Genomic DNA, 16,742 nt, shown 5'->3' with positions numbered 1-16,742 from the left:
CCTCCCGCTGAACTCACAAGGGGACCGATGTCAGCGACACCGCAGAAGAACCGCGCGCCCCGGCGGGTGCTCGCCGCGGCGGCCGGGCTTGCCACCGTCGGCGCGCTTGTCGCCGCGATGCCGGCCGGCGCCCAGGACCGCCACGGCCATGGACACGGGCACGGGCACCACAAGCCGGGCCGTACCGTCGACGTACAGCTGCTGTCCTTCAACGACCTGCACGGGACCCTGGAGCCGCCGGACGGCAAGGCGGGCAAGGTCTTCGAGACGCAGCCCGACGGCTCGGCCAAGGAGATTCCGGCCGGTGGCGTCGAGTACCTCGCGTCCTCGCTGCGCACCGCGCGCAAGGGCCACCCGTACTCGATCACCGCGGCCGGTGGTGACATGGTGGGCGCGAGCCCGCTGTTGTCCGGTCTCTTCCACGACGAGCCGACCATCGAGGCGCTCAACAAGATCGACCTCGATGTGACGAGCGTCGGCAACCACGAGTTCGACGAGGGCGCCACCGAGCTGACCCGCCTCCAGAACGGCGGCTGCCACCCGGTCGAGGGGTGCTACGAGAAGAACAAGAAGTTCAAGGGCGCCGACTTCCCCTACCTCGCCGCCAACGTGACGAGCGAGAAGACCGGCAGGCCGATCCTCAAGCCGTACACGGTGTGGAAGAAGAACGGCGTCAGGATCGGCTTCATCGGGGTGACCCTGGAGGGCACGCCGAACGTGGTCACGGCCAACGGCGTCAAGGGCCTGAAGTTCCACGACGAGATCGAGACGATCAACAAGTACGCCAAGGAGCTGGACCGGCAGGGCGTCAAGTCCATTGTCGCGCTGATCCACGAGGGCGGGGCCCCGGCCTCCAGCTCGTACAACTACGACTGCGACAGCTCGGGCGCCGGTGACGGCATCTCCGGGCCGATCACCGACATCGCCAAGGGCATCACGCCCAAGGTCGACGCCCTGGTCACGGGCCACACCCACCAGGCGTACGTGTGCACGATCCCGGACCCGGCGGGCAACCCGCGCCTGGTCACCTCGGCGTCGTCGTTCGGTAAGGTCTACACGGACACGACCCTCACCTACGACCGCCGCACCAAGGACATCGTCCGTACGTCGGTGGAGTCGGCCGGTGCCTCGAACCCGAAGTCGGCGAACCACATCGTCAGCCGGGACCAGCGCAGGGCCTCCGACATGGAGTTCCTGATCGCCCGCTGGAACGCCCTCGCGGCGCCCATCGCGAACAAGCCGCAGGGCTACATCTCCGCCGACATCGAAGGCCGCGGCTCCAAGGCCCTTGAGAAGCCGCTCGGTGACGTGATCGCCGACGCCCAGCTGGAGGGCCTGGCCCCGGCGGACAAGGGCGGGGCGGTCGTCGCCTTCATGAACCCGGGCGGTATCCGCGCGGACCTGGTGCACAAGGCGAGCGGCGCCGAGGGCGACGGGGTGGTGACGTACGGGGAGTCCTTCACCGTGCAGCCCTTCACCAACATGATGAACGTCGTCGACCTGACCGGCGCCCAGCTGGTCGAGGCGCTCCAGCAGCAGGTCAGCGGCTCCAACGAGGCCAGCCCGAAGATCCTCCAGATCTCCAAGGGCCTCACCTACACCCTGGACATGACGAAGACCGGCGCGGCCCGCGTGGTCACCGACACGATCAAGCTGAACGGCGAGGCGATCGACCCCGCCAAGAGCTACCGCGTCGCGATGAACGAGTTCCTGGCAGGCGGCGGCGACGGCTTCGCGGCGCTCGGCCAGGGCACGAACAAGCTGGTCGGCGCCTCTGACCTGGACGTGTTCAACGCCTACCTGGCGGCGCACTCCACGGCCGAGGCACCGCTGGCCCCGCCGGCGGCGGACCGGATCACGGTCATCCAGTAACTCCCGTACGCGGGTGAGCGGGGCGGTGGGCCGGCGGGCCCACCGCCCTTCCGCGTTTCCACGGCCCGTTCAGGGCGCCGACCCGGCTCGGGCGAGCGTGAACCAGACCGCCTTCCGGTACGGGAAGCAGCCACCCAGCACGGTCATCCCCCAGGTGAACGCCAGCTGCTCCACGAGCAACAGCCCACGCCCGCCCTCCTGTTCTCTCACCTCGCGGAAGGCCGGTGGCTCGGGCAGGGCCCAGTGCTCGTCGTCCGCGACGGAGACGGTGACCAGCTTGCGCTGGACGGTCACGCGGACCCGGATCAGGGACGTACGCGTGTGACGGTGGGCGTTGGTGACCACCTCCGTGACGCACAGACGCGCGTCGTCGACCAGGCCGCGGTGTCTGCTGACGGTGAGCAGCGACGCGATGAAGTCGCGCGAGAGTTTCGCGGCGCTGGACGTGTTCGGCAGGGCGAGCCGATAGATCTCGCCGCCCTGTGGGCCCGGTGGCGTGGAGTATGCGGTGGCGTGGACGTGGGTCATGTCGTTCTCCCAACGCGGTGCGGTGCGAACGGGTGCGTCGCTCGTCGTCCGTGGCGATGGCCGTACGCAGACGCGGGTCAACATGCGTGTGTACGGCTGCACTTCGGGTCTACCGGCGAGCGGCGCGGTGGTGTGGCGACCATAGCCGATGCGCCTCACGCGTTGGACGCATCTGTGTAATGTCATGAACGATGTGCGCCTCGATGGGTAACGGGCCACACTGACCCGGGGAGAGGAGAGATCGATGCCATCAAGGAAGGCGCCCACGGCGCGCCAGCGCCGACTGGGTGCTGAGATGCGCAAGATGCGTGAGCGCATGGGGCTTTCGCTCACGGAAGCAGGTGCGATGCTGAGCACGGACCGCACCACGGTGAGCAACATCGAATCCGGGCGGTTCGGTGTCAGCACCGAGCGGGTTCGTGCATGGGCCGAGCACTACGGGTGCTCCGACGAGGCATATATCGATGCGCTCGCGGAGATGGCGCGAGAGCGCATAAACGGCTGGTGGGAGGATTATCGGGGCGAGCTCACCAGCGACGCCCTCGACCTGGCCGAGTTGGAGCACCACGCCGCTGGCCTGCGCTCGGTCGAGATCATGCACATTCCTGGGCTGCTCCAGACCGAGGACTACGCGAGGGCCGTGTTCGCGGAGGCCGTCCCGCCGCTCAGCCCGGCGCATCAACGGCGCTTGCTTTCCCATCGGCTGAAGCGCCGGGACGTGCTCGATCGGGTGGATCAGCCCCGTTGTGTGTTCCTGGTCCACGAGGCGGCGCTGCGGATGGTCTACGGCGGCTCCGCCATTGCGCGCAGTCAACTCGACTATCTGCTGCTGCAGTCGGAGCGGGAAAACGTCGTCATCCGCGCGATCCCCTTCGCGGCGGGCGGTTTCCCGCACGCCAACAGTTCGGCACAATACCTCTACGGTCCCGTGCCACAGCTCGACACCGCGCAGACGGACACTGCGACCGGATCGGGGTTCCTGGACGCTGAAACAAGCCTTGAGAACTGGCGGGTTGCTCTGAATCGGACCGAAGAGCGTTCCCTCGACCCGGAGAAGACACGGGACTTCATTCGTACCATCGCACTACAAGTATGAAGGCGTGAGAACAATAGAAATCCAGTGGCGAAAGTCGTCGAAGTCATCGAATGCCGATGGCAATAACTGCCTTGAGCTGGCCGAGTACGGTGGCGAGATCCTGATGCGCGAGAGTGACAACCCGGGCGTGGTCATCCGTACGACCCGGGCCAAGCTCCGTGCCTTCCTCGGTGGCGCCAAGGAAGGCGAGTTCGACGATCTGGCCTGATCTCTGGCGCTCTCGCTTCGGGCGGTTCCCATCGGCGCAGGTGGGGGCCGCCCTTGGTGTATCCGGGTGGCTTGAATTAGCCGGTCGGGCTGCACGCGTCGACTATCTGCACCTCACTCGTTAGACGTCAAACACTTGAAACGGGCTCGCTTAAAACGCTAGCTTCGGGTGGCGCCTCCAGTCGGCTCGGCTCCTCGGTGAGTCATGACCGGATGTGCAACTCCGTTCAAACCTGCGCCGGTTGAGCGGCGTTCCGAAGGGTCGTCCCGCGCCTGCCGCTCGTCACGCCGGCCGCAGGTGCGGGGCGGTTCCGATGTGGCGCCAGGAGGAGTTCCGTGCGCGAGCAACAACCCGTACCCTCCGCAACGCGCGTGTTCTGGTGCGAGCGGGTCACCTACCGCACGATGGAGGCGGACGAGATCGCCGAGGTGTCCCGGCACATGGCCCTCGACCCCGCCGAGGCCATCCGCTTCATCCGGCTGAACGTGCGCGCGCTGGCCGCCGATCTGCCGCCCATGGAGCGGCATCGGGCGCTGAGTTGGGTCGACGGCGGCGGATGCGTCGGTGCCGTCGGCGCGCTCCATCGCGGCGAACCCTGCGGCTTCTCGCTGAGTCACCGGGGCGCCTGGATCGAGTGGACCGTCCGCCCGGGTTCCCGTGGTGACGTGCACCCGCCATAATCTGACGGCTGACCCCCCACGGCAGACGGAGGCAACCCCCGCATGAGCCCGTACACCGCCACTCGCCGGAACTTCCTGGCCGGCGCCCTCGCCGCCACCGCCACCGTCCTGATCGGCACGGGCCCCGCGGGTGCCGCGACCCGCCAAGTCCTCACCACCCAGGACTGGATGGGCGCCATCTCCGACGCCACCGTGCTGCAACGCCTCACGATCCCCGGGTCGCACGACTCCGGCGCCCGCTATGGCGGCCCCTGGACCGAGTGCCAGAACACCACGATCGCCGAGCAGTTGAACAGCGGCATACGCTTTCTCGACGTACGGTGCCGAATCACCGGCGGCTCCTTCGCGATCCATCACGGGGCCTCGTACCAGAACCTGATGTTCGGCGATGTGCTGGGCGCCTGCTGGGACTTCCTGGCGGCGCACCCCACCGAGACCGTGCTGATGCGGGTCAAGCAGGAGTACTCGGAGGAGAGCGACGCGGCGTTCCGGGCGGTCTTCGACGACTACCTCGACGGCAGGGGCTGGCGGCCGCTGTTCCGCATCGATCCGGCGCTGCCCTCGCTGGGCGAGGCGCGCGGCAAGGTCGTGCTGCTCGCCGACAACGGCGGGCTGCCCGGTGTCCGGTACGCCGACTCGGAGCTCTTCGACATCCAGGACGACTACATGGCGGAGCCGTTCGCCAAGTACCCGAAGATCGAGGCCCAGTTCCGCAAGGCCGCCCAGCAGCCCGGGAAGCTATACATGAACTACGTCAGCACGGCCGCCCTGATGCCGCCGCGCTGGAACGCGGACCGGCTCAACCCGCAGGTGCAGTCGTTCCTGGACGGCTCGGAGGCAGCCGGCTGGACCGGCCTCGGCATCGTCCCGCTGGACTTCCCCGCCACCCGGTCCGGCCTGGTCGAATCCCTGATCCGGCACAACCCGGGGGTCTGAGGGCCCGCGGTCAGAGTTCCGGCGGCGGCTGCGGCGCCCCCGGCAGCCGGATCGAGGCGACCGTGCCCGGACCGTCCGCCGCCGGGCGCAGGGTGATCTCGCCGCCCGACTGCTGGACCGTGCGGGCGACGATCGACAGCCCCAGGCCCGAGCCGGGGAGCTGGCGGGCGGAGGGGGAACGCCAGAAGCGTTCGAAGACGTGGGGGAGTTCGTCGGCGGGGATGCCGGGTCCCTGGTCCCGTACGGTCAGTTCGCCGTCGCGCAGGGCGATCTCGATCGTGCCGTGGGGCGGGCTGAACTTGACCGCGTTGTCCAGGACGTTGACCACCGCCCGTTCCAGCGCGGCGGGCTCGGCCCGTACGTACCAAGAGGTCAGGTCCGCCCTGATGGTCAGCTCGGGTCCACGCAGCCGGGCCCGCTCCAGGGCCGTGTCCGCGATGTCGTGCAGCGCGACGACCTGGAGCGGGCCGGGGCCGGGGGCGTCGGGGCGGGCCAGTTCCTGGAGGTCGCCGATGAGCGAGGCCAGCTCGGTCATCTGCGCCTTGACCGAGATCATCAGGGCCCTGCGGTCGTCGGGCGGGATGGCGCGGCCGGTGTCGTCGCTGCGGGCGAGGAGCTCGATGTTGGTGCGCAGGGACGTCAGCGGGGTCCGTAGCTCGTGCCCCGCGTCGGCGATCAGCTGGGCCTGGCGGTCGCGGGAGCTGGCCAGCGACGCGGTCATCGAGTTGAAGGAGCGGGACAGCCGGGCGATCTCGTCCTCGCCGTCGACCGGGATGCGGACGGTGAGGTCCTCGGTACGGGCGACGTGCTCGACGGCCTCGGTGAGCTCGTCGACGGGGCGCAGCCCGGTGCGGGCGACCCAGAGGCCGGCCGCGCCCGCGCCGACGGCGCCGATACCGGCGACGGCCAGGAGTACCCAGGCGAGGGTGGACAGCGGGTCGTCGATCTCGCTCATCGGACGGGCGACGGAGACCGCGAAGCTTCCCGGGACCAGGCCGGGCGCCGGGTTGTGGGTCTCGTACGCGTATGTGTACACGCGCATCTTCTTGCCGCTCTTCGTGCTGGCCGTGTGCAGGGCGTTGTCCCGCACACCGGCGGCCACGGCGATGTCGGCGGCCGTCACGCCGATCGGCGAGGCCCCGGCGGAGGTGCAGGTGCTCCCGGACACGGTGACGAGCTGCACGGTGTACGTCCCTCCGACCGGTGGGACGGTCGCCCGGTCGGGGCGGGTGCAGGCGATGAACAGTTTCTGCATGTACTCGTCGCTGACCGAGACATTGCGCAGCGAGGCATCCATCTGGTTCTCCAGCTGCACCTTCGTCACGACCCAGCAGGCCGCCGCCACCACCGCGACGGCAGCCGCCACCGCCGTCGCCACCAGCAGTGCGAGCCGGGAGCGCAGCGGAAGGGCGCGGAGCCGGCGCAGCGCCCCGGTCATCCGTCACCGCCGCCGGAGCGGAGCGCGTAGCCGACCCCCCGCACCGTGTGCACGAGGCGCGGTTCGCCGCCCGCCTCCGTCTTGCGGCGCAGGTACATCACGTACACGTCCAGGGAGTTGGAGCTCGGCTCGAAGTCGAAGCCCCACACCGCCTTCAGGATCTGCTCGCGGGTCAGCACCTGCCGGGGGTGGGCCAGGAACATCTCCAGGAGGGTGAACTCCGTGCGGGTCAGCTCGACCCGGCGGGCGCCCCGGGTGACCTCGCGGGTGGCGAGGTTCATCCGGAGGTCCGCGAAGGCCAGCACATCGTCGTCGGGGACGCCGCCGCCCGCCGCGGCCGCGTACGAGCTGCGGCGCAGCAGGGCCCGGATGCGGGCGAGGAGCTCGTCCAGTTCGAAGGGCTTGACCAGGTAGTCGTCGGCGCCCGCGTCGAGACCGGTGACCCGGTCGCCGACGGTGTCGCGGGCGGTGAGCATCAGGATGGGGGTGGTGGTGCCCGTGGAGCGGAGCCGGCGGGCGGCGGTCAGGCCGTCCATCCGGGGCATCTGGATGTCGAGGACGATGAGGTCGGGGGCGTACGACTCGGCCCTGGCGAGGGCGTCGAGACCGTCGACGGCCACCTCCGTGCCGTAGCCCTCGAACGCGAGACTGCGTTGCAGGGCCTCGCGTACGGCGGGCTCGTCGTCGACGATCAGGATGCGCTGCGGATCGTCTTCGGCGGGGCTCATCGCTCGTTGTCCTCTTCTCGTTCCCGTACCGCTGTGCCTTCCGCCTCTCAGCCTCGCACGGCCACGGCGCGTCGTCGTGCGGCCCGGCGCCCGCGACCGGTGGTGGCACGGACCTCCGGGGCCCGGCGCGGCCCGTGCGCGGCCCGTTCCGTGACGAGGGCGAGGGGCAGAGCCAGGTCGGCCGGGCCGGTGGGAGTGTGGGCGGGGTGGTGCATGAGTGTCTCCTCAGGAACTGTTGCCGGCCCGCAGGGTGTCGAGATCGGCCTTGAGCGTGTTCACCGGGATGGCGAAGCCGAGACCCACGCTGCCCGCGCTCGAACTGTCGGATCCGCCGGCCGAACTCGCCGAGTACATGGCGGAGTTGATGCCGATGATCTCGCCATTCATATTGATGAGCGCGCCGCCGGAGTTGCCGGGGTTGAGCGAGGCGTCGGTCTGGATGGCCTTGTACGTGGTGGTGGAGTTGCCGGTGTCGCCGTTGAACTGCCGGCCGCCGAACTCGAACGGCCACTGCTCGCCGCCGCTCTGCCCGTTGCCGCCCCGCCCGCCCTGCCCCTGGCCGCTGCCGTCCTCCTTGGCGACGGTGACATCGCGGTCGAGGGCGGAGACGATGCCGCTGGTGACGGTGCCGGTGAGGCCCTCGGGCGAGCCGATCGCGACGACCTGGTCGCCGACCGCGACCGCCGAGGAGTCGCCCAGCGTGGCCGTCTTCAGGCCGCTCGCACCCCGGAGCTTGATGAGCGCGAGGTCCTTGGCGGGGTCGGTGCCGACCACGTCGGCGGTGTACGTCTTGCCCGTGCTGAGCGACACCTTGACCGACGAGGCGCCGGAGATGACGTGGTTGTTGGTGACGATCTCGCCGTCGGGGGTGATGATCACGCCGGAGCCGGTGGACTCGCCCGCGGTCGAGGTCGCGTTGATCTCGACGATCATCGGCGAGACGGCCTTGGCGACACCGGCGACGGTGCCCTTGCTGCTCTGCGAGACGGTGGTGCCGGGGATGACACTGCTCGCGCTGTTCGTGCTACTGCCGGTGAGCTGCTCGATGACGGTGGCGGTGCCGCCGCCGACGATCGCCGCCGCGATCGCCACGGCTGCCAGCAGGGCGACCGGCCGCCTGGCCCGGTGCCGGGGCGCGGCCGGCTCCGGCGGCGCGGGCGGCGGGAAGGCGGGTCCGCTGCCGCCGTCGCCGCCGTGCCCGTCGGAGCCGTTCCCGCCGGGCCACACGGTGGTTCCGGGGCCCGTCGCGATCGGCTGCGCGGGCCGGTATGACGGCGGCGGCGGGTAGGCCGTGTCGCCGTTGCCGTACGGGTACATCGGGTACTCGCCGCTCGGGCGCTGGCTCTCTGTCATGCCTACGAGCGTGTCCGGCGAAGATGAGAGAAACCTGAGCACGTCCTGAGAAGCCCGGCAGAACCTCGTATGCCCGATATAAGGAGTGGCTGCCCGAGGACCGGTCTACCTGGCCGTCGGCTCCCCGCAGCCGCAGGAGCGCCGTACCACCAGCGCCGAGGGGAACTGCTTCAGCCGCTCCCGCCGCGACCCCGACACCCGCAGCGAGTCGTCGAGCACCAGGTCCACCGCGGCCCGTGCCATCGCCGGGCGGTCCGAGAAGACCGTCGTCAGCGGCGGATCGGTCAGACCGGCTTCCTTCACGTCGTCGAAGCCCGCCACCGCGAGCTCCCCGGGCACATCGATCCGCAGCTCGCGCGCGGCCCGCAGCACACCGATGGCCTGGTCGTCCGTCGAGCAGAAGATCGCCGGCGGCCGGTCCGGCCCGGCGAGCAGCTTCAGCGCCACCTGGTAGGCGTCGTAACGGTTGTACGGGGCCTGGAAGAGCCGCCCCTCCGTCGAGCGTCCCGACTCGTGCATCGCACGGCGCCAGCCCTCGACGTGGTCGGCGACCGGGTCACCGACCGCCGGGGTGGACTCCACGCCGCCGAGGCAGGCCACGTACTCGTTGCCGTGCTCCAGCAGGTGCCGGGTGGCGAGTTGGGCCCCGCCGACGTCGTCGGTGACGACCGCGACGTCGTCGATCGCCTCCGGCCGCTCGTGCAACAGCACGACCCGCGCGTCCCACGCCTCTATCTCGGCCGCCGCCCGCTCGCTGGGGCCCTGGCTGACCAGGATCAGGCCGGAGACCCGCATGCCGAGGAAGGCCCGCAGATAGTGGACCTCGCGCTCGTCGCGGTAGTCGGAGTTGCCGACGAGCACCATCTTCCCGCGCTCGGCGGCGGCCTGTTCGACCGCGTGCGCCATTTCCGCGAAGAACGGCTGCCGGGCGTCCGGCACGATCATCCCTATGAGATCGGTCCGCCGCGAGGCCATCGCCTGGGCAACCCGGTCCGGCCGGTAGCCCAGCTCCTTGATCGCGGCGAGTACCCGCTCGCGCGTGGCCGGGGCGACCGGCCTCGGTCCGTTGTTGATGACGTAGCTGACGACCGCGGTCGACGTCCCCGCCAGTCTCGCCACATCGTCCCGCGTCACCTTGGCCACGCGCGGCAGTCTACGCGGATATACCTACCTTCCGGCAGGCCGGACCGGGGCTTCTTCCGGTACCCCGGCAGCCCGTGACTGCTCCGAACGGGTTACGGGTTCGGCGGCCGCCCTCGCCGCGGCCCGGTCCTTCGCCTCGTCGGCCGCGCGCTCCACCTTCTCGGGTGCCACGAAGCGGTAGCCGACGTTGCGGACCGTGCCGATCAGCGACTCGTGCTCGGGGCCGAACTTGGCGCGCAGCCGCCGCACATGGACGTCGACCGTGCGCGTGCCGCCGAAGTAGTCGTAGCCCCAGACCTCCTGGAGCAGCTGGGCGCGGGTGAAGACCCGGCCCGGGTGCTGCGCCAGGTACTTGAGCAGTTCGAATTCCTTGAAGGTCAGGTCCAGGACCCGGCCCTTCAGCTTCGCGCTGTACGTGGCCTCGTCGACCGAGAGGTCGCCGTTGCGGATCTCCATCGGGGAGTCGTCGGCGGTGATCTGCTGCCGGCCGGTGGCCAGCCGCAGCCGGGCCTCGACCTCGGCCGGTCCCGCCGTGTCCAGCAGTACGTCGTCGATGCCCCAGTCGGCGGTGACGGCCGCGAGACCGCCCTCCGTCACGACGAGGATCAGCGGACAGCCCGGTCCGGTGGACCGCAGCAGCTGGCAGAGCGACCGCACCTGGGGGAGATCGCGGCGGCCGTCGATCAGGATGACGTCGGCACCGGGCGTGTCGACGAGAGCGGGGCCTTCGGCCGGCGCCACCCGCACACTGTGAAGCAGGAGACCGAGGGCGGGGAGCACCTCCGTCGACGGTTGAAGGGCATTCGTCAGGAGCAGCAGTGAACTCATCGCCGCCCACCTGCCTGGGTCGTCGGTCGATGATCGTGCACGGTTCGCTCGCCCATTACGTCGGTCCTCCTCGTTCCCTGCGAGAGGGGCACTCCCGGGCCGGGCCCGGGGGAGTATGCGGCACTTCTTCGTACGTTTCGTGCTGGTCCCACGGGTGCGGTCCCGCGCCCTGGGACCGCTGAGCTTGTGGAAACGTCGCCGTAACAACGCCTGGAAAGCACAAAAGGACCCGGGGGCTGCTCTGCCCGGATCCTCTTCCCAGCACAATAGCCCACATGAGTTCTGTGTCCGAGGGGCGATTTCGGAGTTCCGCTGTTCCCTCGATCACGCCCGGTCCCCTGCGCACCACATTGCGTACCGATGACGGGGTGCGGATCGAGGCGGTGTACGAACCGTGTACGGCGGGTTCCGGGGCCGCTGCGGGGGCATCCTTCGACGGTACTGCGATCGTGCTCGCGCACGGTTTCACCGGCTCGGTGGACAGGCCCGCGGTGCGCCGTGCCGCCGGGGTGTTCGCCGGGCGTGCGGCCGTGGTCACGTTCTCGTTCCGGGGGCACGGCGGGTCCGGCGGGCGGTCGACGGTGGGCGACCGCGAGGTGCTGGATCTGGCGGCGGCGGTGGCGTGGGCGCGGGCGCTCGGACACCGCCGGGTGGTGACCGTCGGGTTCTCGATGGGCGGTTCCGTGGTGCTGCGGCACGGGGCGCTGTACGCGGCGCGGCCGACGGACGACGCGGAAGCCGGTGGCGTTGTGGAGCGTGAGGGGCGCACCGGGGCGCGTATGGAGGCGCACGCGGATGCGGTGGTGGCCGTGAGCGCTCCCGCCCGCTGGTACTACCGGGGCACGGCCCCGATGCGCCGCCTGCACTGGGTGGTCACCCGCCCCATGGGCCGGGTGGTCGGCCGCTACGGCCTGCACACCCGGATCGACCGCAACGCTTGGGATCCGGTGCCGCTCTCGCCGGTCGAGGCCGCCGGACTGATCGCTCCGGCGCCGCTGCTGATCGTGCACGGCGACCGGGACCCGTACTTCCCGCTGGACCACCCGCGCTCGCTGGCCGACGCGGCGGGCGACGGTGCCGAACTGTGGCTGGAGCGCGGCATGGGGCATGCGGAGAACGCCGCGGACGAGACCTTGCTCACCCGCATCGCCGACTGGGCGACGGCGCCGTGACCGATGATGGACAGCTGACGAGAGACGAGAGGAGTGGCACCATGCCTGCGGGAACCATCCGCTACTGGGCCGCCGCCAAGGCCGCGGCCGGGACCGCGGAGGAGCCGTACACGGCTGCGACCCTCGCCGAGGCGCTCGACGCGGTGCGTGAAAGGCACCCCGGAGAGCTCACCCGAGTGCTGCAAAGGTGCTCGTTCCTCATCGACGGTGACCCCGTGGGGACCCGCGGCCATGAGACCGTACGCCTTGCCGAGGGCGGCACGGTCGAGGTGCTCCCGCCGTTCGCAGGAGGGTGAACCGCAGAACATGAGCAGCAACGATCAACAGCATCCGTACGGACAGGACCCGCGTCACGGGTACGGTCCGGGCCACGACGACCCGTCGGACGGCCGGGAGCCGCAGGCACACGGTGCGCAGCCGTACGGCGACCAGTCGTACGGCGACCAGTCGTACGGTGCGCAGTCGTACGGGGGAGAGGCCTACGGCGCGCAGCCGTACGGTCAGCAGCCCTCGTATCCGTCGTACGGATCCCCGCAGCAGGCGCAGGGCGTGTACGACCAGAACCAGGGGCCCCAGGCACCTCAGGCGAGTCCCGGGCAGGCCTGGCCGGGTGATTACGCGCAGGAGCCCGCCGCGCCCGCGGCCCACGCTCCGCAGGACCCCGCTGTCGCGCAGACGTGGGAGGGCCAGACCTGGGACACCCGGTACCAGCCGGTCATCCAGTCCGCCCGGCACGCGCAGCCGGCCCAGCCCGTGCAGCCCGTTCCGGCCGCCGCCGAGACCGCCTACCTGCCGCCCCATCTGACGCCGCAGGGCGCCTCGGGCTCGTACCCGCTGCCGCCCGAGGCGCCGGTGGCACCTGCCGCCCCCGCCGCCGAGCCGGCCGGGCCCGCCCAGGGCGCCACGCCCCCCGACTCCGCGCACGACGCGGCCGGCTACAGCGCCCCCACCACCCTGGGCAACAGCCGCATCACCGAGGCCCAGCGGGCCCGCGCCGAGGGCCGCTCGCCGATCATCGCGCCGGGCGTGCAGCCCGCCGGGATCACCGCCGGACTCGGGCTGCTGCTCGCCCTGGGCGCCGCGATCGGGCCGTACGCCCTGGTCGTACCGCTGGTGCTGCTCCAGGCCGTGACCGCGGCCGGCTGGTTCCGGCTCAACGGCATGTGGCCGGCCCGGCAGGGCATCGCGCTCGCGTTCGCGGGCGGCCTCGTCGCCGACATCGCGCTGCTCGCCGCGGGCCGGGAGAACGGACCGGCCGCCATCCTCGGCACCCTCGGCATCTGGGTGCTGCTCACCGTGGTCCTCCAGCTGCGCAGCCATGCGAGCGCCGACGAGCGGATGCAGGGGCTGATGGCCACCGTCGCGTCGGCCGCCCTCTCGGTCCTGGCCGCCGGACACCTCGCGGCGGTCCCGGACGCGGTGACGGTGGGCGCGGTGGCCGTCGCGGTCGCGGTGCTCGTCCGCGCGGTGCCGCTGCCCGGACCGGCCTCGGTCGTGGTGGCGCTGCTCGCCGCCGCAGGTGGTGGCGCCGTGGCCGGGACACTCACCGACCTGGGCACGAAGGGCGCGCTGCTCGGCCTCGCGGCGGGGGTCTGTGCGCTGATCGGGCTGCGGGTGGCGAGCTACGACTACCCGTCGCGCTTCGTCCACATGACCGCCGGTGTGGCGCTGCCGCTCACCGCCGCGGCGCCCGCCGTGTACCTGATCGGCCGCGCGATCTCGTAGCGCGGGACCGGACCGCCCAGGGAACCGAAGAGGGGTGCCCGCTCGTCGATCACCCGGGGCGCCGTGCACGTTCGGTGGACGTGCGGGGCGCCAGGGATCCGGCCGGATTGCAGGGTGGGGGAAAGAGCGGGCATGCGTGCACTGCGGATACTGCTGGTCATCGTGGTGGTCCTGGGCGGGATCTTCGTCGCCGTCGACCGGGCGGCGGTGTACTTCGCCGAGTCGCAGGCGGCCGGGCGGATCCGGATCACCGGTGCCATGATCGGCTCGACGGACGTCTCCATCAAGGGATTCCCGTTCCTGACGCAGGTCGCCGGAGACCGGCTCGACGAGGTCGATGTCGAGATCACCGGCATCGAGACCGCCACCAACGGCCGCCGGCTCCGGATCAGCAGGATGGACGCCGCGCTGCACGACGTGAAGCTGGCCGACGACTACTCCAGCGCCACCGCCGCCCGGGCCACGGGCACCGCCGTCATCTCGTACAAGGACCTCACCGAGGCTGCCAGCGACGGCGTCGCCGTCGAGTACGGCGGCAACAACAAGGTGAAGGTGACCGGCACGGTCGACATCCTCGGCCGCCCGATCTCGCGCAGCGTGCTCTCCACCGTCACCCTCGTCGACGGCCACACCCTCCGGGTGCACGCGGACAAGGTGCCGGGTGCGGGCGTCCCCGGGCTGGAGGGGATGGTGCGCCAGAAGACCGACTTCGACCGGGAGGTCGGCGGCCTGCCGAGCGGTCTGAAGCTCCAGAAGATCCAGCCGACCGCCGACGGCCTGGAGATCTCGGTCACGGGTACGGACGTGCAGCTCGCCGGTTGAGGCCCCGAGCCCGGATCGCGCCCCGCCCGCCGCATGCCTCGACGCCCGCACGCGCCACATATTGAGACGGCCATGTCCGATCCGTAGATGGCCGATGCCCGCCGATGGCACGGGAGCGGCGCGAGGGGCGCCTCGATCCCCGTCCCATCTCGCATGACGGACGATCGCGTCTCAGGATTCGACACGGCGGTGACATGTCCGCCCGAACCTCCCTACGATCGGTCCCATGCAGTGCTCTATTGGCGGTCTCCCACAGCGGGGACGGGCGGATCTCACGAAGCGGCGGGCAGTGGACCTGTGCCGCGTCGCCGCCATGCTCTGTCGCACTGTCTGAGCGGGAGCCTTCGGCACCCCGCATTCCCCCGGCCCTCGGACCGACGTCAGGGCCCATCCCGATCGCCGTTGTACGTGTGCCGCACGCCGCGCCGCCGTACACCCGCATCACGCACCGTCTCGCATCATCTCGCCGCAGACTGCCCCGGAGGAGAACAGAATGAGCCGCAGTGACGTCCTGGTAGACGCCGACTGGGTCGAGGCCCGCATCGACGACCCGAAGGTCGCTCTCGTCGAGGTCGACGAGGACACCTCGGCGTACGAGAAGAACCACATCAAGAACGCGATCCGGATCGACTGGACCAAGGACCTCCAGGACCCGGTCCGCCGCGACTTCATCGACCAGGCCGGGTTCGAGAAGCTGCTGTCCGAGAAGGGCATCGGCAACGACACCACGGTCGTCCTGTACGGCGGCAACAACAACTGGTTCGCGTCCTACGCGTTCTGGTACTTCAAGCTCTACGGTCACCAGGACGTCCGCCTGCTCGACGGCGGCCGCAAGAAGTGGGAGCTCGACTCCCGCGACCTGGTCGACGGCGACCAGATCCCGTCCCGCCCGGCCACCGAGTACAAGGCCCAGCCGCAGGACGAGTCGATCCGTGCCTACCGCGACGACATCGTGAAGGCGATCGGCAACCAGAACCTGGTCGACGTGCGTTCGCCCGACGAGTTCAGCGGCAAGCTGCTCGCCCCGGCGCACCTCCCGCAGGAGCAGTCCCAGCGCCCCGGCCACGTGCCGAGCGCCCGCAACATCCCGTGGTCGAAGAACGCCAACGACGACGGCACCTTCAAGTCGGACGACGAGCTCAAGGCCCTCTACGAGGCCGAGCAGGTCGACCTGGCGAAGGACACCATCGCGTACTGCCGTATCGGCGAGCGCTCCGCGCTCACCTGGTTCGTGCTGCACGAGCTGCTCGGCCAGGAGAACGTCAAGAACTACGACGGTTCGTGGACCGAGTACGGCTCTCTCGTGGGTGTGCCGATCGAGCTCGGCGCCAACAAGTAACTCCGCACGACCCGGACCAGCACGACCCCCGACCCAGAAGGACGTAACACCATGTGTGGAGCAAAGGCCGGCGGCCCCGACGCTTCGACCATCAAGCCCGGTGAGACCACCATCCAGGGCAGCGTGACCCGCGACGGCGAGCCCGTCACCGGCTACGTGCGCCTGCTGGACTCGACCGGCGAGTTCACCGCCGAGGTCCCGACCTCGGCGACCGGACAGTTCCGCTTCTACGCGGCCGAGGGCACCTGGACGCTGCGCGCCCTCGTCCCCGGCGGCAGCGCCGACCGCACGGTCGTGGCGCAGACCGGTGGTCTCTCCGAGGTCGCGATCGCCGTCTAGGGCATTTCGGCAACGCGGCGAGCGTGCGTGTCAGACCCCGCGAGACAGCCGGGGCTTCCAGAACACGCCCCAGGGTCTTCCGTTCGGGTGAGGACCGGGCAGGGCCTGGATCCTGCGGTTCCCGCCGCGGCCCGCGTGCCGCGACACAGATCGGCCGAAGGGCCGTGCCCCAGGGGGTTGGACGCCTTCCTGGACGGGGTACGGCCCTTCGCGCCGTCCGGGCGGTCCGAGTCGTTCGCACGGGAGGCGATGAGGCCTACCCTGGAGTCATGTACGCGCGGCGCCGTCGCGGCTATTTCCTGATGATGGGCGGCTGCATCGTCCTCTTCGTATCGGCCTGGTCCTTCGTCAGGCTGTGGTCGATGCCCGCCGCGATAGCGATGTGCGTCGTGGCGATGGTCATCCCGCCCGTCGCGGCCATGGTCGCCAACCGGCGGGGGCCGGACGACCGCTGGTGGGACGATCCGTCCGGCGACCCGAAGTCCGACGAGTGGTGGGACGAGCTCGACGGCAAGAAACGGCGGTAGCGCCCCTC

The 16,742-nt window shown here is 70.6% G+C and carries 20 protein-coding genes; 13 read left to right on the top strand and 7 right to left on the bottom strand.

The window, feature by feature from the left end:
• Positions 1 to 27 precede the first annotated feature (27 nt).
• On the top strand, positions 28 to 1,872 hold the full coding sequence (locus tag ACFVX4_RS18390; protein WP_389978042.1) for a bifunctional metallophosphatase/5'-nucleotidase: 1,845 nt from the start codon (positions 28 to 30) through the stop codon (positions 1,870 to 1,872).
• Between the two features lie 69 nt (positions 1,873 to 1,941).
• On the opposite strand, the gene ACFVX4_RS18385 is transcribed toward ACFVX4_RS18390, so the two are convergent.
• Positions 1,942 to 2,400, bottom strand: coding sequence for an ATP-binding protein (locus ACFVX4_RS18385; RefSeq protein ID WP_389978039.1), 459 nt, complete (start codon positions 2,398 to 2,400; stop codon positions 1,942 to 1,944).
• 244 nt (positions 2,401 to 2,644) lie between these two features.
• Here ACFVX4_RS18385 and ACFVX4_RS18380 point away from each other — a divergent pair, with 244 nt between their 5' ends.
• The 4 genes from ACFVX4_RS18380 to ACFVX4_RS18365 all read left to right on the top strand — a co-directional run bounded on the left by ACFVX4_RS18380 (position 2,645) and on the right by ACFVX4_RS18365 (position 5,320).
• Positions 2,645 to 3,496, top strand: a complete 852-nt coding sequence (locus tag ACFVX4_RS18380; protein WP_389978036.1) for a helix-turn-helix domain-containing protein — start codon at positions 2,645 to 2,647, stop codon at positions 3,494 to 3,496.
• A gap of 13 nt (positions 3,497 to 3,509) precedes the next feature.
• Complete coding sequence (locus tag ACFVX4_RS18375; RefSeq protein ID WP_266425566.1) at positions 3,510 to 3,704, top strand: DUF397 domain-containing protein; 195 nt, start codon at positions 3,510 to 3,512, stop codon at positions 3,702 to 3,704.
• Positions 3,705 to 4,039: 335 nt separating this feature from the next.
• A complete protein-coding gene (locus ACFVX4_RS18370) occupies positions 4,040 to 4,384 on the top strand; it encodes a hypothetical protein (protein ID WP_389978033.1) in 345 nt (114 codons plus the stop codon).
• A gap of 42 nt (positions 4,385 to 4,426) precedes the next feature.
• Entirely contained in the window at positions 4,427 to 5,320 is an 894-nt protein-coding gene (locus tag ACFVX4_RS18365; RefSeq protein WP_389978030.1) for a phosphatidylinositol-specific phospholipase C, read from the top strand.
• A 10-nt stretch (positions 5,321 to 5,330) separates the two neighbouring features.
• On the opposite strand, the gene ACFVX4_RS18360 is transcribed toward ACFVX4_RS18365, so the two are convergent.
• From ACFVX4_RS18360 to ACFVX4_RS18335, 6 genes are all read right to left on the bottom strand, one after another.
• Positions 5,331 to 6,758: a sensor histidine kinase gene (locus ACFVX4_RS18360; RefSeq protein WP_389978027.1), complete on the bottom strand. Its 1,428-nt coding sequence runs from the start codon at positions 6,756 to 6,758 to the stop codon at positions 5,331 to 5,333.
• The gene (locus ACFVX4_RS18355; protein ID WP_389978025.1) at positions 6,755 to 7,486 is read right to left on the bottom strand and encodes a response regulator transcription factor; all 732 of its coding nucleotides are present in this window, start codon (positions 7,484 to 7,486) and stop codon (positions 6,755 to 6,757) included. Before ACFVX4_RS18355 ends, ACFVX4_RS18360 begins: the two co-directional genes overlap by 4 nt.
• 47 nt (positions 7,487 to 7,533) lie before the next feature.
• Positions 7,534 to 7,701, bottom strand: coding sequence for a hypothetical protein (locus ACFVX4_RS18350; protein ID WP_389978023.1), 168 nt, complete (start codon positions 7,699 to 7,701; stop codon positions 7,534 to 7,536).
• 10 nt (positions 7,702 to 7,711) lie between these two features.
• Positions 7,712 to 8,839 (bottom strand): S1C family serine protease, encoded by a 1,128-nt coding sequence (locus ACFVX4_RS18345; RefSeq protein ID WP_389978020.1) that lies wholly within the window; start codon positions 8,837 to 8,839, stop codon positions 7,712 to 7,714.
• A gap of 105 nt (positions 8,840 to 8,944) precedes the next feature.
• The gene (locus ACFVX4_RS18340) at positions 8,945 to 9,982 is read right to left on the bottom strand and encodes a LacI family DNA-binding transcriptional regulator (RefSeq protein ID WP_266416251.1); all 1,038 of its coding nucleotides are present in this window, start codon (positions 9,980 to 9,982) and stop codon (positions 8,945 to 8,947) included.
• 24 nt (positions 9,983 to 10,006) lie between these two features.
• Positions 10,007 to 10,810: a winged-helix domain-containing protein gene (locus tag ACFVX4_RS18335; protein WP_389978017.1), complete on the bottom strand. Its 804-nt coding sequence runs from the start codon at positions 10,808 to 10,810 to the stop codon at positions 10,007 to 10,009.
• Between the two features lie 275 nt (positions 10,811 to 11,085).
• On the opposite strand from ACFVX4_RS18335, the gene ACFVX4_RS18330 reads away from it, so the two are divergent.
• The 8 genes from ACFVX4_RS18330 (at position 11,086) to ACFVX4_RS18295 (ending at position 16,734) form a co-directional block, all read left to right on the top strand.
• A complete protein-coding gene (locus ACFVX4_RS18330; RefSeq protein ID WP_389978014.1) occupies positions 11,086 to 11,982 on the top strand; it encodes an alpha/beta hydrolase family protein in 897 nt (298 codons plus the stop codon).
• Positions 11,983 to 12,023: 41 nt separating this feature from the next.
• Positions 12,024 to 12,278, top strand: coding sequence for a MoaD/ThiS family protein (locus tag ACFVX4_RS18325; RefSeq protein ID WP_124717298.1), 255 nt, complete (start codon positions 12,024 to 12,026; stop codon positions 12,276 to 12,278).
• Between the two features lie 10 nt (positions 12,279 to 12,288).
• Positions 12,289 to 13,707, top strand: a complete 1,419-nt coding sequence (locus ACFVX4_RS18320; protein ID WP_389978011.1) for a hypothetical protein — start codon at positions 12,289 to 12,291, stop codon at positions 13,705 to 13,707.
• Positions 13,708 to 13,839: 132 nt separating this feature from the next.
• The gene (locus ACFVX4_RS18315; RefSeq protein ID WP_389978008.1) at positions 13,840 to 14,529 is read left to right on the top strand and encodes a DUF2993 domain-containing protein; all 690 of its coding nucleotides are present in this window, start codon (positions 13,840 to 13,842) and stop codon (positions 14,527 to 14,529) included.
• A 226-nt stretch (positions 14,530 to 14,755) separates the two neighbouring features.
• Positions 14,756 to 14,863, top strand: coding sequence for a putative leader peptide (locus ACFVX4_RS18310; RefSeq protein ID WP_350983699.1), 108 nt, complete (start codon positions 14,756 to 14,758; stop codon positions 14,861 to 14,863).
• A gap of 159 nt (positions 14,864 to 15,022) precedes the next feature.
• Positions 15,023 to 15,868 (top strand): sulfurtransferase, encoded by an 846-nt coding sequence (locus ACFVX4_RS18305; RefSeq protein ID WP_385335566.1) that lies wholly within the window; start codon positions 15,023 to 15,025, stop codon positions 15,866 to 15,868.
• Between the two features lie 51 nt (positions 15,869 to 15,919).
• A complete protein-coding gene (locus tag ACFVX4_RS18300) occupies positions 15,920 to 16,207 on the top strand; it encodes a DUF1416 domain-containing protein (RefSeq protein ID WP_018490348.1) in 288 nt (95 codons plus the stop codon).
• A gap of 269 nt (positions 16,208 to 16,476) precedes the next feature.
• Positions 16,477 to 16,734 carry a DUF3099 domain-containing protein gene (locus ACFVX4_RS18295; RefSeq protein ID WP_266416239.1) on the top strand — a complete coding sequence of 86 codons (258 nt, stop codon included), beginning with the start codon at positions 16,477 to 16,479 and terminating at the stop codon, positions 16,732 to 16,734.
• Positions 16,735 to 16,742: the final 8 nt, after the last annotated feature.

The organism is Streptomyces sp. NPDC058240 (assembly GCF_042882135.1).
Taxonomy (GTDB): Bacteria; Actinomycetota; Actinomycetes; order Streptomycetales; family Streptomycetaceae; genus Streptomyces.
This window is presented reverse-complemented; position numbering and strand designations above follow the sequence as displayed.

Coding starts and splice junctions, on each gene's coding strand:
- ACFVX4_RS18390 (WP_389978042.1), top strand. CDS start 28: ATGTCAGCGACACCGCAGAAGAACCGCGCGCCCCGGCGGGTGCTCGCC.
- ACFVX4_RS18385 (WP_389978039.1), bottom strand. CDS start 2,400: ATGACCCACGTCCACGCCACCGCATACTCCACGCCACCGGGCCCACAG.
- ACFVX4_RS18380 (WP_389978036.1), top strand. CDS start 2,645: ATGCCATCAAGGAAGGCGCCCACGGCGCGCCAGCGCCGACTGGGTGCT.
- ACFVX4_RS18365 (WP_389978030.1), top strand. CDS start 4,427: ATGAGCCCGTACACCGCCACTCGCCGGAACTTCCTGGCCGGCGCCCTC.
- ACFVX4_RS18360 (WP_389978027.1), bottom strand. CDS start 6,758: ATGACCGGGGCGCTGCGCCGGCTCCGCGCCCTTCCGCTGCGCTCCCGG.
- ACFVX4_RS18355 (WP_389978025.1), bottom strand. CDS start 7,486: ATGAGCCCCGCCGAAGACGATCCGCAGCGCATCCTGATCGTCGACGAC.
- ACFVX4_RS18350 (WP_389978023.1), bottom strand. CDS start 7,701: ATGCACCACCCCGCCCACACTCCCACCGGCCCGGCCGACCTGGCTCTG.
- ACFVX4_RS18345 (WP_389978020.1), bottom strand. CDS start 8,839: ATGACAGAGAGCCAGCGCCCGAGCGGCGAGTACCCGATGTACCCGTAC.
- ACFVX4_RS18335 (WP_389978017.1), bottom strand. CDS start 10,810: ATGAGTTCACTGCTGCTCCTGACGAATGCCCTTCAACCGTCGACGGAG.
- ACFVX4_RS18330 (WP_389978014.1), top strand. CDS start 11,086: ATGAGTTCTGTGTCCGAGGGGCGATTTCGGAGTTCCGCTGTTCCCTCG.
- ACFVX4_RS18325 (WP_124717298.1), top strand. CDS start 12,024: ATGCCTGCGGGAACCATCCGCTACTGGGCCGCCGCCAAGGCCGCGGCC.
- ACFVX4_RS18320 (WP_389978011.1), top strand. CDS start 12,289: ATGAGCAGCAACGATCAACAGCATCCGTACGGACAGGACCCGCGTCAC.
- ACFVX4_RS18315 (WP_389978008.1), top strand. CDS start 13,840: ATGCGTGCACTGCGGATACTGCTGGTCATCGTGGTGGTCCTGGGCGGG.
- ACFVX4_RS18310 (WP_350983699.1), top strand. CDS start 14,756: ATGCAGTGCTCTATTGGCGGTCTCCCACAGCGGGGACGGGCGGATCTC.
- ACFVX4_RS18305 (WP_385335566.1), top strand. CDS start 15,023: ATGAGCCGCAGTGACGTCCTGGTAGACGCCGACTGGGTCGAGGCCCGC.
- ACFVX4_RS18300 (WP_018490348.1), top strand. CDS start 15,920: ATGTGTGGAGCAAAGGCCGGCGGCCCCGACGCTTCGACCATCAAGCCC.
- ACFVX4_RS18295 (WP_266416239.1), top strand. CDS start 16,477: ATGTACGCGCGGCGCCGTCGCGGCTATTTCCTGATGATGGGCGGCTGC.